The sequence below is a fragment of the Sporosarcina sp. resist genome, from assembly GCF_014302295.1.
GTDB lineage: Bacteria > Bacillota > Bacilli > Bacillales_A > Planococcaceae > Sporosarcina > Sporosarcina psychrophila.
In genome coordinates, this window is record NZ_CP060287.1 from 2,264,217 (window position 1) to 2,280,702 (window position 16,486).

A 16,486-nucleotide genomic window follows, 5' to 3' on the forward strand; every position below is an offset into this window, starting at 1 on the left:
CGAAAGGAAGGCATGCTTAATGGGACATAAATCAACCATAAATGTGGCGATGCGCTGTGGGCTTGAAATTACGGCTAACGCACGCAAAGAACTCATAAAATGGTCAACGGATGAGCACGCCTTTTTTTCGATGCAGGTTGCCTTCGATGTACATATTGAAAAGCGTCCCAATAATAGACAGGGCAATATGTCCTTTTCGTTGTTCTTCGACAATGGCTCAAACGAAGCTTTATCGAAGCGTTTAAACGATAGAGTAGCTGTAATGGAATGTGTTTATCAAAATGATGGTTTTTTAGCGACTGGTTTCCACGTTAGGGGCCGTAGAGAACCCGTACAGACGAACAGACGTCTTCCAGTACGATTGAAGTTTCTTGTTGGCCGTAGTGCCGGCGTCGCGATGCCTATCGATTTGTACACAAGCATTAGAGAATTACCGATTGCACAAGAACGTTCTGAGTACGTGAAGAAAAGAATTGCCAGCTGGGAAGGTTATTTACGAATTCAAGAAAGTAATGCGGATGTTGCAGATTTGACAGCAACTTTTTCAATGGCCAGTTTTAATGAAGATTTCAGTAAACTGAGTATTGTTTGCAGTGGGTTAAAAGGAAATGAATGGAATACAATTAAAGGTTTTGGTGCCAAGATGAAAGGGCTATCAAATGACATTGGTAGCGTCATAAATACAGATAGGTCTAAGAAAGTTATTGAAATCGAACTGAGTCGGAATTATAAAGAGATGGCAAGACGGAATGAATGGCATCCGAAATCGTATAAGGAAGTTGTATTTAGTAACTTTGCTGAACTTAGCCAAGTAAAAAGATTAAGGAAAGGTTTTAAAGATCTCCAAGATGGTCTAGCTGCCAATGCAAATTTAGAAAAGGTCCTTTTCGAGGAGCGGCCAGTCGTTCGTATTTCAAAAAAACAGCAAGAGCTTGTTTTTCATAATGAATTAAATGAGTTTCAACAAGAAGCTGTAACTGGGGCCATGACGTCAAATGATTTGTACGTGATTCAAGGGCCTCCGGGGACCGGAAAGACGACAGTTATCTCTGAAATTTGTCATCAAAATGTCAAGGCGGGGTTGCGTACACTCGTCGCCTCACAAGCAAATCTAGCGGTGGACAATGCACTCGGTAGATTATTAACGCATCAAGATATTCGGATTTTACGTTACGGTCGGACAGATAGTATTGAAGAAGAAGGAAAAAAGTTTATTGAAGAAAATGTAGCTTTGAACTGGAAAAACGTAACGTTAGATGCAGTGAATAATCAACTTCAGTCAAATACTGAAAAAGAAGCACAACTTCAAGATGAGTTAGTGAATTGTGAAGTGCGATTGAAAAAACTTCAACAGGACCTGCTGTTGCTAGATGAAATAATAAAGCAAAAAGAAGAGGCCGAAGCACAACATCTTCTCCTCTCTAGCGAAATCATGAAGCTCAGTAAAAAAGCAGTAATCTATAAAAAGGAATGTGAAGAATTAGTAGGAAATGAAGCTGACTTCAACAAATTAGCTGACGCATTAAACAAGGAAATCACTCAACTTGAACAAGTTATACAAGTTGAAAACATGAGTCCAGAGACAATTGAACAGATGGAGAAATTAGAACCTCAATTAGAGCAAATGCGTTTTTACATAAGCTATCGTCAAACAATACACATGATTGACGAGACAGAAAATGCTATCGCAAGTATAGGTAAAGAACTGGAACTAAAAAGCAATAAAATTGATACTATTCATGTGTTTGTGAAACAGCTAGATTCAATAACCAAAATTGACTTATTGAAAAATCGACTAGAGTTTTTCGGAATAGTGCCGTCATTCAATACGAATTGGAAAATGACCGAATTAAATAAGCTGATTGATTCAATTAAATCCGACACGTCTAGTGGCGAATACAGTGAATGGCAAGAATTACAAAAAAGACTTTTAGCGGCTATTGAGATGATAGAGCGTTTGTTGAAAGAGCATGGATTTTTGCCAAATGCAGTTAAAAGAACTGTGAACCAAAAGTATAGTTCAGTAACAGATATTCATGGGCTCATTGATCGTGTTGGGAAATTTCTAATCGATCCAGCGACTAAAAGTAGTCTTGAAACGAGGAATTATTCGGCTCAAAAATATGATAATCTTGATAAAATCGCGATTGCTTTAGAAATGTTACGTGAAAGAAAGAATTATGTGCAGACACAGGGCGGAAATTTGGAAAAACAAAATCAAATTAGGTTGGATGCCAAAAAAATGTTTGCTGTTATTAAGACAGAAATAATTGATCATACCAATCAATTTATATCAGAAATAGAACAGGAAAGAAGCGCAATGCAGCGCAATGCGGAGAGTCACCAAATAACGCTAAGTGACCTTCAGCGAACTGCTGAAAAAATTCAAGAAGAAGTTGGAACTGTCGATGAAACGGTATCACTTAGAGCAGCGAAAGAAAAATTGAAGCAAAAAGAACAAGTCTATGCCGACTATATGGATAAGAAGGCGACACTTAAACGATATATCAATGAGTTGGATGCTAAAAACAGTGAAGTCGACGTTAATAATCAAAGATTACAAAACAATAGAGCTAGGCTTCAAGTCATAAGTGAAGAACTTGATTCGATAAATGCAGAGCGCCTGGAGCAGGAAAGTCAACTAGCACCTTTAGTGGAATTGCTAGCCCAGAATCCCGAAGAACAGCGTCAACAAGCGCAAACTTCACTCATGACTTTATCGAAAAAAGTGAAGAAACTCAAAATCGATAAAGAACGTTTGCCTATCAACCATTCACTTCAAAATGAATGGAGGACACTGCTCACGGAAGCGAATGAATATGATCTTGACGAAATCCGAAAACTATATGTACAGCATGCGAATGTCATAGGGACAACTTGCGTCGCGTCTGCGAGACGTGATTTCATGGAGGAGTATCCGACATTCGATGTGGTCATTATAGATGAAGTTTCTAAAGCAACACCTCCCGAATTATTGCTACCAATGTTAAAAGGGAAAAAGATTATTTTAGTGGGGGATCATCATCAGTTACCACCACTTATGGGGCAAGATACACTGGAGGAATTACTTGAGGAGAGCGACAATACTGAAGAAAAGAATGAACTAGAAAAATTGTTGAAAGAATCATTATTTGAACGTCTTTTTAGAACATTACCGAAGCAAAACAAAACGATGCTAGCCATCCAGTATCGTATGCACGAAAGTATAATGGAAACAATTACGCCTTTTTACAAAGAAGGAAATTATGGTCTTCAGTGTGGTTTAACGGACTCAGATTCTGTTCGTGATCACTTGATGGAATCCCGCTATGTGCATAGGAAAGATCATCTTCTCTGGTTTGACATGCCAAATGAACCGAAGTATTTCGAGGAGAAGGTTAAAGGGGGTACTAGTCGCTTTAATCAGGCTGAATTGACGATGATAAAAAAACTCTTGATGGATTTAGATAAGGCAACTGAAAATGCGAAAAATGCTGGAAGAATGAAGCAGGAAGACAAAAAAAGTGTTGGTGTAATAAGCTTCTATGGTGAACAGGTGAAAAGAGTAGACCGGTTAATTCAGCAAGAATTAATCCCGCAGCATCTACATTGCAGAACAGGTTCAGTGGACAAGTTTCAAGGCATGGAAATGGACGTCATTATTTTAAGTTTCGTTCGGAATCACCAGGATAAGGGTGGTGACATCGGGTTTGCGAGGGACTACAGGCGTCTAAATGTTGCTTTGTCACGTGCACGCGAGTTGCTCATAATCGTGGGGAGTTCGGGTATGTTCACGATGAGGACAAAACATCCAAGTTCAAGGGAAATGTATGGACGTCTTTTAGAAAGCATCAAATTGAAAAATGGGCTTAGGAATCTTGAAGGAACTGCAAAAGTATGATTTATAGGGGGATCCCTGTGTATGAATGACTTAAAGGGACGGTTAACAAAAGAACTTCAACAGGACTTTAATGTAAAAATAAAGGGTTCTCTATCATGGAGTTTACCTGTTAATTCAGTCGAAATTGTCTACCAAACCGTTATGCGCACGAAAGTGGATATTCTGATGAAAATGATGTTGATTGCTTTTGGAAAAGCCGATATTGCAACTGCTGAAGAGTTGAGTGATATTCTACTCGTTGAACAGCTTTTTATCAATGATTTGATTGATAAAATGTCGAGAACTGGTGTAATCGAAAAAAGAGAAGGTTTTTACTCTTTAACAGAAGTTGGGGTCCGGCAGTTTAAAACGGGTATTTTCGTACATGAACCAGAAAGTGGCTCTACACATGCGCTTTACAGTCCATGCCATCAAGCATTTCTGAATGGAGAAATAAAGAATATTGCGTATGAAGAGAAGGAACTTTATCGCTTTAAAAGCGAAATTGATGATTGGTCTGTAGCGAAGCTTGAGGATTCGGTTCTCATAGATGCGCTTAAAGCGATGGGCGTAGAATCAGGAGAAGGAAACGTTCAGATTGTTGTGTCTGAAATTGTATCTGCTTCTGACATTCAAGTCGATTTGGTTCCATGCATTGAATTTCATCTGTATAACGAGGCAGAGGATTTACTCTATGCAAGGGTGTGGAATACGCTGTCAGAACACTGGGATGAGACGCTCGAAGCACAATTGAATGAAAAAGAACGGAAAAAGTGGCGAGAGATATATTTATAATGAATTTGATACAGATATCTAGGTGAAACGGGAGAATCCTTTAGTTGGGGAATCTCCCGTTTATTCATTGCATAAACTTCGCCTTGTAGTTGTCCTAGTAGTACGTATGAAATAATTGTTAGAGTGTCAGATAGAAGTATTAAAAGGTCTCTTATTTGGGTGGATAGAATCAAAAACTTGTGCTACAGTTAATTCGCAGACAAGTTCAACTAGTTTAGTGTATAAAAAATAAGAAATGTAGGGATGGAATATATGAAAATAGTAGCAGTGGATATTGGGGGAACATCTATTAAGATGTGTATAGCTGATGAGAAAGGGAATGCTTCTGCTTTTAAAGAATTCGATTCTGAAGCTGAGAAGGGTGGACCACATTTAGTTGATAATATAATCACGAAAATCATAGACGCTTATACAGGATTTGATGCCATTGGTATTAGTACAGCCAGTCAAGTAAATAGTGAAGAGGGCTCTATCATTTATGCGAATGAAAATTTTCCGAATTATACGGGTATGAAAATAAAAGCGATTTTTGAAGCTAAGTTCGGCGTTCCTGTGAAAGTTGAGAACGATGTGAATGCGGCTGCACTAGGGGAAAACTATTTTGGTGCTGGTAAGAACTTTAACGATTTCTTATGCTTAACTTACGGAACAGGTATAGGCGGAGCAATAGTAATTGATTCCACTGTTTATAAGGGGCTTAATGGAGGTGCAGGTGAATTTGGACATATGATTTTGCATCCTGGAGGCGAGAAGTGTAATTGTGGCTGTGTGGGATGTTACGAGATGTATGGATCGACCACAGCTTTAGTAAAAAAAGCATCGCAACTTGATAAAAAGTATATCAATGGTCGAAAGATTTTTGAAGGCCTTGAACAAGGTGATGTGAAATTAGAAGAGGTTCTTAATGACTGGGTACTTGAAGTAGCATATGGCCTCGTTTCACTAACACATATCTTTAATCCTCCTGCGATTATTATAGGTGGTGGGGTCATGGAGCAAGAAAGATTAGTAGCAATGGTGACTAATAAAGCAAAAGAATTAATGTTGAAAAGTTTTTCTAATGTGGAAATATTGAAAGCTTCGCTTGGTAATAAAGCAGGATTATTAGGTGCGGCATCATTGCATTTTCCTAGCAAGGACTAGAGAAAGTATACACTATAAAGCTTTGTGAAGGTCGAAACTTTGAGAGATAGCTCCTTTTGTTACTTCTATGATTGAGAGTGATCACATTAAGTGGTTAACTCTCTTTTTGGTATTTGTATACGATGACACCATTCAATTTAGAAAATAGGGAGTGATATAAGTATGAACAACAAAACGGGTTTTATGGGTGGCTTGTATGCCATTAGTGAATGGATTATGAAGTTTTCTTTGATTAATCTATTTTGGATTCTCTTTAATATACCAATTGTTTTTTTGCTTTTAAATCTATTATTTATTGAACAAATAGAAGAATTACCCCTTTTATTGATTCCCTTAATACTATTAATGCCAATTTTATTCTTCCCTGCAACGACCGCAATGTTTGGGATGGTAAGAGGGTGGATTATTAAAGATGAAGATAGTAGTCATCTTTTCAAGACTTATTGGCGGTACTATAAAGAAAATTATAAAAGAAGTGCTTCAAGTGGCCTTATTTTAACAATAGCTTGGATGATTTGGGCGGTAGATGTCTATTATTTTGTTGATAAAAGTAGTATTTTGATGTTTCTTTTTATGATTTTGGGTATTATCTTATTTGTCTTTTCAATCAATCTTTTTTCGGTTACAGTTCATTATCATATGAAGTTGATTACTGCATTAAAAAATACATTTCTCCTAACGATAGGAAGTCCAGTATTATTTATTGCTGTGGCAATTAGTAGTGGTGTAGTCCTATATATAAGCCTAAACGTTTTCAGATTCTTCCTTCCCTTTTTAACAGGCTCGCTTATTGCCTTTTTATGCTTTTCCGCTTTTTATAGAAATTACCTAAAAATAATTGATAAAAGTAAAAACTGAAATCACCTAAAATTTAATGGAATCTAATAAATCAATTATTTGTATTGCACAATTAGAAATTGGATGTTAGTCTAAAGATGTAAATCAATGCAACCGGTTTCATGATTGGTCTAGGGGGATAAGTCGATAATTAATGGCTACTAGAATTAAATTGTGCAACCGCTTTCATTGGGGGAAAACAAAAAAGGGGAGATTATATTGAGAAAAAAGAAGCGTTTTTGGGGTTTAGTTTCCGTATTTCTAATTTCTAGTCTTGCATTAGTCGGATGCTCAGGTTCGGAAGGCGAAGGAAAAGACAATGCATCTGGGGATCAGGTAACAGTTGATATTTTTCAATTTAAAGTAGAAATTAAAGATCAATTTGAAAATCTTGTAGAAGTATATGAAAAAGAAAATCCTGATGTAAAGATTAATGTTAAAACTGTCGGTGGGGGAAATGATTATGGCGCATCTTTAAAAACGGCATTTTCTTCAGGTGAAGAACCAGATATTTTTAATGTAGGTGGGCCATCTGCTGTTGAAGAGTATAAAGACTATTTAGCAGACGTATCCGATACAGATGCAGCAAAAATTGCCCTTGAAGGTACACTAGACACTGTTCGAAATGGTGATGAAGTTCTGGGATTGCCGTTTAATCAAGAAGGCTATGGCTTAATTTATAATAAAAGAATTTTTAAAGAGGCTGGAATTAATCCAGATGAAATTATTACTTTTGACGATTTAGAGAATGCGGTTGAGTCATTGGACAGCCAAAAGAAGAAACTAGGCATCGACGCTGTATTTGCACTTGCAGCTAAAGAAAAATGGGTAATTGGAAACCATTTAGCAAACATCTTCTTTGCACCAGAATTCAATAATGATGCTATAGAGGCTTTTAATGGTAAGACGATAGCATTTGAAAAAAGTGATGAATTGAAAAGGCATCTTGACCTGGAGAATAAATATTCTGTTCAACCTGTTCTCAGCTTAGATTACTCCCAACAAGTAGAACAATTATTTTCTTTAGAAAAAGTTGCTATCATTCAACAAGGTAACTGGGTTTATAACTCGATTTATGATATGGATCCAGAATTAGCTGAAAATAACATCGGTATTATTCCAGTTCCTGTTGAAGGATTGGAAGGTCATATTCCAGCCGGAGTTCCGATGTATTGGGCTGTAAATAGTAATAGTGATGAAAAAGTAGTTCAAGCAAGTAAAGATTTCTTGAATTGGATGTATACATCTGAGACTGGTAAAAATGCTGTATTAGAAGACTTTAAATTTATTCCTGCGTATAAAGATTATGATTCATCTAAAATAGCAGATCCTCTATCTCAAACAATTTATGAATATGCTTCCAAGGGGAACACTATACAAGGATGGGTGTTCCAGGGGGCTCCAACGGGCTGGAGTGAAAATGTACTTGGAGCTAGCATGCAAAAGTATTTAAGTGGTGGTATCGCTTGGGATGAAATGATTAATGAAGTACAAGTTAAATGGGAAGAAGAACGAAAATGATTTGATCTACAGAAAAATACAGCTAACAAAAATTCATGCAAATTTTTGTTAGCTGTACTACATATTGGGGGTGCAAGTAATGCGTAACCGTGATTTATCATTTTGGTTATTTCTAATGCCAGTGATTTTGAGTTTAGGTATTGTGATTATTATCCCATTTATTTATGGTGTTATTTACTCCTTTACAAATTGGAATGGTATGGTAGTAACTGACTTTGTCGGCTTTAAGAATTATATCACTTTATTTAAAGATGCAGAATTCAGAGCAGCGATATGGTTTACTACTAAATTTGCAGTAACTTCCGTCATACTCCTTAACTTTTTAGGACTAGGTCTAGCTTTGCTAGTGACACGGAAAATGAAAACGAGTAGTTTTATGCGAACTGTTTTCTTTATGCCAAACTTAATTGGTGGGCTCATTTTAGGATTCATTTGGCAGTTTGTTTTCATAAGTGTTTTTGGGAGATTAGGAGATTTGCTGGGAATTGAGGCCTTAACAGGTTGGTTGTCTACGACCGCAACTGGCTTTTGGGGACTAGTCATTTTAACATCTTGGCAAATGGCTGGGTACATTATGATTATTTATATTGCTTACTTGGAAAACATACCAAAAGATTTGATAGAAGCGGCAGAAATTGATGGAGCATCTAGCTATCAGCGTTTTTGGAAAATCACTTTTCCACTAGTAGCACCTGCATTTACGGTTAGTATGTTTTTAACACTGTCTAGTTCATTTCAGATCTATGACCAAAACCTGTCGTTGACTAATGGCGGACCTTATAACTCCACGCAAATGGTTGCGATGAGTATTGTTAAAGCAGCTTTTACTGAAAATAAAATGGCCTATGCCCAGACGCAAGCCGTTATTTTCTTCCTGATTATAGCCGCTGTTGCCGTCACGCAAGTTTACTTTAATAAAAAAAGAGAGGTGGATTTGTAATGAAGCAAAGTAAACGTAATTTATATATTATAGAATTTTTTGGCCTATTGCTTGCTTTATTATGGCTCTCACCTTTTTACTTAATGATTGTTAATGCATTTAAAACAAAGCGGGAAATTTTCACGGATGTACTCGGATTACCTAAAGAATATACGATGGATAACTTTGTGAAGGCTTTTATTGATTTAGATTTTATGAGTGCCCTTTTGAACTCTATACTAATTACTGTTTCAGGTGTAGGAATTATCATTATTTTCTCATCTATGGCGGGATATGCATTGGCACGGAATAAGAGTAAGCTTAGTGGCATTATTTTCTTAGTTTTTGTTGCTGCTATGTTAATTCCATTTCAATCAGTTATGATTCCACTTGTCTCATTATTTGGACAAGCGGATATGTTGAATCGTCCAGGCCTTATCTTTATGTACTTAGGATTTGGTTCTAGTTTATCTATATTTTTATATCATGGTGCAATGACTGGAATATCAAGTTCAATGGATGAGGCTGCCATTATCGATGGAGCGAATAGATTTCAAGTGTTTTGGAAGATCATATTCCCATTACTTAAGCCTATTTCAGTTACAGTAGGAATATTAAATGTGATTTGGATTTGGAATGATTACTTATTACCATCTCTGATATTATCGGACTCGAGTGCGACAATTCCTATAAAAATGTTCCTATTCTTTGGTCAATACACAAAACAATGGCATTTAGCATTAGCAGGGTTAACAATCGCCGTGATTCCAGTTATTATCGGTTATTTCTTTGCGCAAAAGCAAATTATCGAAGGGGTATCAGAAGGTGCCGTTAAATAAAACTATAAAGGATGAAGGTTATGTCAGTAACGATCAAAGATGTTGCGGCTCAAGCAAATGTAGCCCCATCTACGGTTTCACGTGTAATTTCAGATAGCCCCCTCATTAGTGAGAAAACGAAACGAAAAGTCCAAAAAGTTATGGATGAAATGGGTTACCATTTAAACTATAATGCGCAAATGCTTGCTACACAATCAACGAAGACAATCGGTATTATTATGAAAAACTCTACGTCAGAGTTTATGCATAGCTCCTTTTTTCCAGAAGTTATTCGGGGTATCAGCGCCTTGTGCAGCAAGTATGACTTTAGTATCAGTTTAACCACAGGGGAATCTGAGGAAGAAATCTTTGCTGATACTGTAAAAATGGTACGCGGAAAAAGAGTGGATGGCATGATCGTTTTATACTCAAAAAAAGATGATAAAGTCGTTCCTTATTTAATAGAATCTGGTATTCCATTCGTCGTCATAGGCAAACCTCTAATTCAATCCAGTAAGATCATGTTTGTAGATAATGACAACGTCCAAGCGGCGAAAGAAGCTACTGATTTTTTACTAAACCTTGGACATAAAAAGATCGCATTTATTGGTGAAGATGATCAGTTTGAAGTAAGTGAAGCCAGGTTAAATGGCTTCATTCAAGCGGTAAAAGCGCAGGGGTTGGCTGTATCAGAGGGCTATATCAAAAATATTCAATTCGATCCTCATCATGGGAAACAAGTTATCACTGAATTAATGGGCTTAGCTGAACCGCCTACTGCATTAGTTGTCTCAGATGACTTAAATGCGTTAATTGTGTTGACTGCTTTGAGTGAGAAAAACATTAAAGTACCAGACGATATGAGTATGATTGTTTTTAATAATTCAGTGATATCAAAAGTAGCCAATCCACCATTAACAACTGTGGATACACAAATATTTCAATTAGGGTATGAATCGGCAAACTGTTTAATCGAACTGGTGAAAGATCCGCAAATGTTTAGAAAAAGTGTTATCATACCAACTGTTATTGTGGAAAGAAATTCGTGTTCAGCTTTGTAAATAAGGAGAATACGTAATTTTATATATAAATGCAACCGGTTGCTTAAATTCGTGCAACAGACTATTTGAAGGAGGAACTATTTATGAATATCGTCGTATGGAATGAAAATCGTCATGAACAAAAAAATCCAGTTGTTTCGGGTATTTATCCAAAAGGAATACACGGAGCAATTGCAGATTTCTTACAACAGGACGCTCAACATGTAAAAACAGCAACACTCGATGAACCAGAGCATGGTTTAACGCAAGAGGTTTTGAATGATACAGATGTACTCGTCTGGTGGGGTCATCTTGCGCATGATGAAGTACAAGATGAGGTAGTAGAAAGAGTTAAGAAGCGTGTATTGGAAGGTATGGGCTTAATTGTTTTGCATTCGGCTCATTTTTCTAAGATATTCAAGACGTTGATGGGAACGACTTGTGATCTTAAATGGCGCGAAGCAGATGAGAAAGAACGATTATGGGTTGTTGATCCGAGCCATCCCATTACAGAAGGCATCGGGGAGTATATCGAACTTGAAAAAGAAGAGATGTATGGGGAGCATTTTGATATCCCAGCACCTGATGAGCTAGTCTTTGTTAGTTGGTTTGAAGGTGGGGAAATATTTAGAAGTGGCGCAACATTTAAGCGTGGCAAAGGGAAGATCTTCTATTTCCGACCAGGACATGAAACATATCCTACATACTACAATAAAGATGTGCAACAGGTGATTCGTAATGCAGCAAAATGGGCTACCAATTCGAACACACCAACGCCAATCTATGGCAATGCTAAACCGTTAGAGAAAATTACTAATATGTTGAACAAATGAATACTTTTATAACTCAGTGAAGCCCTCTTAAAGGGATAGCCGCAATCCTAAGGCTGGCGGGGAAAATCCTTGGTTTAGGCAGGAAGCAGCCTCTCACGCTGTAGCGGATGTAATGGGATTCTTAATTTCAACATATATATTCATATTCAATGAAAACAATAAGAGGAGTGAAAAAAGTGTCGAAATTACGAGTTGCTGTTATTGGATGTGGAAGTATTGCTAAAAATAGACATTTAGGAGAATTTAATAGCCATTCCGGAGTAGAAATTGTCGCAGTCTGTGACATTATCGAAGAAAGAGCACAAGAGATTGCACTACAATATGGAGCAAAAGCTTATACTAGCTATGAAAAGTTATTTGAAGTGGAAAAGCCGGATGCAGTGAGTGTTTGTTTACCAAACTATTTACATGCTCCTGTTTCCATTGCTGCTTTACAAGCGGGCTGTCATGTCTTATGCGAAAAACCGATGGCAACATCGAGAGTTGAAGCTACGGAAATAATTGAAGCTGCAAAAAATAATAATAAAAAATTAATGATCGCGCATAATCAACGCTTTGTAGCATCGCATGCTAAGGCCCGAGATTTAATTGCAAAAGGTGAGGTAGGTAAAATCTATAGCTTCAGAACTGCATTTGGACATGGCGGGCCAGAAGGATGGAGTGTTGACGGTAAAGACAGTTGGTTCTTCAATAAAGAGCAAGCCTTTATTGGTGCGATGGGGGATCTTGGCGTACATAAAGCTGATTTGCTTCGCTACTTACTTGGTGAAGAATTTGTCGAAGTAGCTGGTTTTATTGAAACAAGTGCGAAAGAAAATACAGATGTTGATGATAATGCCGTTTGTATTTTGAAATCTGAAAGCGGTGTGATTGGAACACTTGCAGCTAGTTGGGCTTATACGGCAAAAGAAGATAATTCCACGATTATCTATGGTGAACATGCTACATTACGTCTAGAAGATGATCCAAACTATTCGTTAATTGTTCAGTATAAAAATGGTGAAGTCGTTAACTATGAATTAGGTGGAATTCAGTCTAATGCCGAAGGTGGTCAAACAACAACACACATCATCGAACATTTTGTGGACTCGATTGTGCAAGATACTGAACCACTCATTAATGGCGAGGAAGGTATGAAGTCATTAGAGGTAATTCTGGCGGCTTTGGAATCAATGGAAACAAAACGATTTACCAAAATTTGACTAATCATTGGAGGTACGATTCATGAAACTAGGCGTATTTGCAGTTTTATTTTCACAAATGCCATTTGAAGAGATGCTAGACTATGTAAAAGATGCAGGTTTACAAGCAATAGAAATTGGAACGGGTGGAAATCCAGGGGATGCCCATTGTAATGTAGATGAGCTACTTGCAAGTGAGGATAAACGGAAGGCGTATCTTGATAAAATTCAGTCCCGCGGATTAACGATTAGTGCGTTCAGCTGTCACGACAATCCAGTTTCTCCAAATAAACAAGTCGCACAAAACGCTCATGACACATTCGTGAAAACGGTTAAACTAGCACAGTTATTAAATGTGCCCGTTGTCAATACATTCTCAGGAACGCCGGGATCACATGAGGGCTCAAAACATTCAAACTGGCCGATATCTCCATGGCCAACAGAGTACTCGGATATTTATAACTGGCAATGGGAGCAAAAACTCATTCCTTACTGGAAAGAACAAGGGAAATTCGCGGAAGATCACGGTGTAAAAATAGGGATTGAGCTTCATGGTGGGTTTTCAGTACATACACCTTATACCCTGTTGAAATTAAGAGAAGCAACTTCACCGGCCATTGGAGCCAATTTGGATCCAAGCCATCTCTGGTGGCAAGGGATCGATCCGGTTGCGGCTATTAAAATTTTAGGGAAAGAAAATGCCATTCATCATTTCCATGCCAAAGATACTTTTATTGACCAGGACAATGTGAACATGCATGGCTTAACAGATATGCAACCCTACGGAGATGTGCAATCTCGCGCGTGGACATTTAGATCTGTCGGATGTGGGCATAGTATCCAAGATTGGTCGGATATGATGAGTGCATTACGCACATATGGCTATGATTATGTTGTGAGTATTGAACATGAGGATCCGTTAATGTCAGTTGATGAAGGGCTTTCACGTGCAGTGACGAATTTGAAATCTGTAATGATAAAAGATCAGCCTACTGATATGTGGTGGGTGTAACAAACGGAAAAAAGTTGCGTTGTATGAGGTAGATTTTCATGCAGCGCAATTTTTTTGACGAGTAAATTAATGCATGTATTCATATAGTAGACCTGTATTGAATGATCAACAACAACTTATAGACAATCCAAAACGAAAAGAGTGTTATGAATGAGTGTATTGAGAGTTGGAATCATTGGTGCTGGGGGAATTGCAAGTGGTGTACACATCCCTAATTATTTGAACAGCGGGTATAAGGTGGAAATAGTCGCTATTGCTGATGTTGTAGAGGAACGTGCACAACAAGTTGCAGAACAATTTACAATTCCTCATGTCTTTACTTCCTATAAAGAAATGCTTAAGAACGTAGAATTAGATGCGATAAGCGTTTGCGTGCCTAATAAATTTCATGCAGAAGCCACGATTGCTGCGCTTGAGGCAGGTTGTCATGTGTTGTGTGAAAAACCACCGGCAATGACTGTGGAAGAAGCACAATTGATGGTAAAAGCGGCTAGCGATTCAGGGAAAATTTTAACGTACGGTTTCCATTATCGCTATCGACCTGAAGTAGAAATCGCAAAATCGTTTATTGATGCTGGAGAAATGGGCGATATTTACTCAGCACGCATTCATGCTATCCGTAGGAGAGGTATTCCGGGTTGGGGGGTATTTACGAATAAGGAATTACAAGGCGGTGGTCCGCTAATCGATATTGGCGTTCATATGCTAGATACCGCGCTCTATCTCATGGGCTATCCAGAGCCTGAAGTTGTATTGGGGAAAATCCATCAACAAATTGGCCATAAAAAAGGAGTAGGGCTGTTTGGTGAGTGGGACTTTGAAAACTATACAGTAGAAGATATGGCTGTTGGTATGGTGACATTTAAAAATGGAGCTACCTTAACTTTGGAAACTGCTTTTGCTGCAAATGTCGAAAAAGATGAGACGATGCAGGTTTCCTTGATGGGGAATAAAGGGGGAGCCGATATTTTCCCTTTGAAAATTTATCAAGAGAAATACAACACATTAATCGATAGTACTCCTGCTTATCTACCAGAAGTAAATGGACATCAACTTGAAATCAATCAATTTGTAGCGTGCTGTTTGGAAGGCAAGACCCCATTAAGTACGCCAGAACAAGGGTTAATTATTCAAAAGATTGTTAATGCGATTTATGAATCTGCGGAGACTGGGAAAGCGATAGTGTTTTGAAGTATTTAGATGAGGAAAAAGCACGGGTGCACTAGATTTACAATTTTGGTCCATTCGAGAAGAAGTGGAAAAGGATAAATTGGGGATGATTGAAAGGTAGCGAAGATGGATGAGATAGGTATTAAACAGCGGGGCTATTGTTCAGATTGCAGACCTCGAATATAATCTTGATAAAATACCATAAAACGATTAGAAATGATTTGATATTCCAAAAAAGAATATAGAGGGGAGGAGTATAATTGAAAATAAAAGTTGGAATTATTGGATGCGGTTCAATCGCTAAACTACGGCATGCACCAGAATATAAAGCCAATCCATATGTTAGTGAGATTATTTTTTATGATAGAAATATAGAACGTGCACAAGCGTTAGCAGATTTATTCGGCGGTGGTGTAGCGGAAACTGCGGAAGAATTACTAGCCGACCCTTCTATTTTGGTGATCAGTGACTGCTCATCGAATGAATTTCATCATATTTTTTCTACAAAAGCATTACTGAGTGGAAAGCATGTATTATGTGAAAAACCAATCGCTTTAACAATCGAACATGCAGAAAAAATAATTGAAGCCCAAAGTAGATCGGGGAGAAAACTGATGGTTGATCATAATCAACGATTAACCCGGGCACATCAAAGGGCGAAGGAAATAATAGAGAAAAACCAATTGGGTGATGTGCTCACTTTTAGGACGACGTTTGGACACTCGGGACCGGAAAAGTGGGGAGTGGATAAAACAAACTCAACTTGGTTCTTTAAAAAAGATCGATCTGGCTTTGGTGTAGCAGGTGATTTAGGCATTCACAAAATCGATTTACTCCACTACTTATTAGACGATGAGTTTGATCAAGTAAATGCTATGCAAGGAACACTTGATAAAGTGGATAAAGACGGAAATCCAATTGAAGTATGCGACAATATCGTATGTGTGTTAAAAACGAAACAAGGACGAATTGGAACGGCTACCTTTTCATGGACATATTATGGAGAAGAAGATAATAGTACGACAATCTACTGTGCAAATGGCATATTAAAAATATATAATAACCCTGACTACCCAATTGAAGTGATTATGAAAGAAGGAGAAAGAATCAACTACCAGCTTGAATCAATCCAGACGAATGACAATCAAATAAATAGCGGTGTTATCGATGCATTTATTGATAGTGTCCGGTTAGATCAAGAGCCGATTGTTACTGGGTTAGATGCATTGGCCTCATTGAAAGTAGTATTGGGTATTATCGAAGCCGCGGAAACGGGGAAAAGTGTAAGGATTGAGTAAAGATCGAATAAGTGTAACAAGTAATAAAAAAGGTTGTGCAGTATGAATGTTGAATTCATA

General features: G+C 37.7%; 13 protein-coding genes. All 13 read left to right on the forward strand.

Annotation, left to right across the window (positions count from 1 at the left end; translation table 11 throughout):
* The first annotated feature begins 19 nt into the window (after positions 1-19).
* The gene (locus tag H7992_RS11140) at positions 20-3,880 is read left to right on the forward strand and encodes an AAA domain-containing protein (RefSeq protein WP_187047577.1); all 3,861 of its coding nucleotides are present in this window, start codon (positions 20-22) and stop codon (positions 3,878-3,880) included.
* A 21-nt stretch (positions 3,881-3,901) separates the two neighbouring features.
* Positions 3,902-4,654, forward strand: coding sequence for a hypothetical protein (locus H7992_RS11145; protein ID WP_187047578.1), 753 nt, complete (start codon positions 3,902-3,904; stop codon positions 4,652-4,654).
* Between the two features lie 252 nt (positions 4,655-4,906).
* Entirely contained in the window at positions 4,907-5,797 is an 891-nt protein-coding gene (locus H7992_RS11150) for an ROK family protein (protein WP_067208642.1), read from the forward strand.
* 162 nt (positions 5,798-5,959) lie between these two features.
* The gene (locus H7992_RS11155) at positions 5,960-6,655 is read left to right on the forward strand and encodes a YesL family protein (RefSeq protein WP_067208645.1); all 696 of its coding nucleotides are present in this window, start codon (positions 5,960-5,962) and stop codon (positions 6,653-6,655) included.
* A gap of 198 nt (positions 6,656-6,853) precedes the next feature.
* A complete protein-coding gene (locus H7992_RS11160) occupies positions 6,854-8,155 on the forward strand; it encodes an ABC transporter substrate-binding protein (RefSeq protein ID WP_187047579.1) in 1,302 nt (433 codons plus the stop codon).
* Positions 8,156-8,234: 79 nt separating this feature from the next.
* A complete protein-coding gene (locus H7992_RS11165) occupies positions 8,235-9,095 on the forward strand; it encodes a carbohydrate ABC transporter permease (protein WP_067208651.1) in 861 nt (286 codons plus the stop codon).
* Positions 9,095-9,913, forward strand: coding sequence for a carbohydrate ABC transporter permease (locus H7992_RS11170; RefSeq protein WP_067208654.1), 819 nt, complete (start codon positions 9,095-9,097; stop codon positions 9,911-9,913). The genes H7992_RS11165 and H7992_RS11170 overlap by 1 nt, the downstream gene beginning before the upstream one ends.
* 20 nt (positions 9,914-9,933) lie before the next feature.
* Complete coding sequence (locus H7992_RS11175; protein WP_187047580.1) at positions 9,934-10,953, forward strand: LacI family DNA-binding transcriptional regulator; 1,020 nt, start codon at positions 9,934-9,936, stop codon at positions 10,951-10,953.
* An 83-nt stretch (positions 10,954-11,036) separates the two neighbouring features.
* Complete coding sequence (locus H7992_RS11180) at positions 11,037-11,765, forward strand: ThuA domain-containing protein (RefSeq protein WP_187047581.1); 729 nt, start codon at positions 11,037-11,039, stop codon at positions 11,763-11,765.
* 176 nt (positions 11,766-11,941) lie between these two features.
* Positions 11,942-12,967, forward strand: a complete 1,026-nt coding sequence (locus tag H7992_RS11185; protein WP_187047582.1) for a Gfo/Idh/MocA family protein — start codon at positions 11,942-11,944, stop codon at positions 12,965-12,967.
* A gap of 22 nt (positions 12,968-12,989) precedes the next feature.
* Positions 12,990-13,958 (forward strand): sugar phosphate isomerase/epimerase family protein, encoded by a 969-nt coding sequence (locus H7992_RS11190; protein WP_067208664.1) that lies wholly within the window; start codon positions 12,990-12,992, stop codon positions 13,956-13,958.
* Between the two features lie 150 nt (positions 13,959-14,108).
* Positions 14,109-15,149 carry a Gfo/Idh/MocA family protein gene (locus tag H7992_RS11195; protein ID WP_187047583.1) on the forward strand — a complete coding sequence of 347 codons (1,041 nt, stop codon included), beginning with the start codon at positions 14,109-14,111 and terminating at the stop codon, positions 15,147-15,149.
* A gap of 239 nt (positions 15,150-15,388) precedes the next feature.
* Positions 15,389-16,426, forward strand: a complete 1,038-nt coding sequence (locus tag H7992_RS11200; RefSeq protein ID WP_187047584.1) for a Gfo/Idh/MocA family protein — start codon at positions 15,389-15,391, stop codon at positions 16,424-16,426.
* The last annotated feature ends 60 nt before the right edge of the window (positions 16,427-16,486 follow it).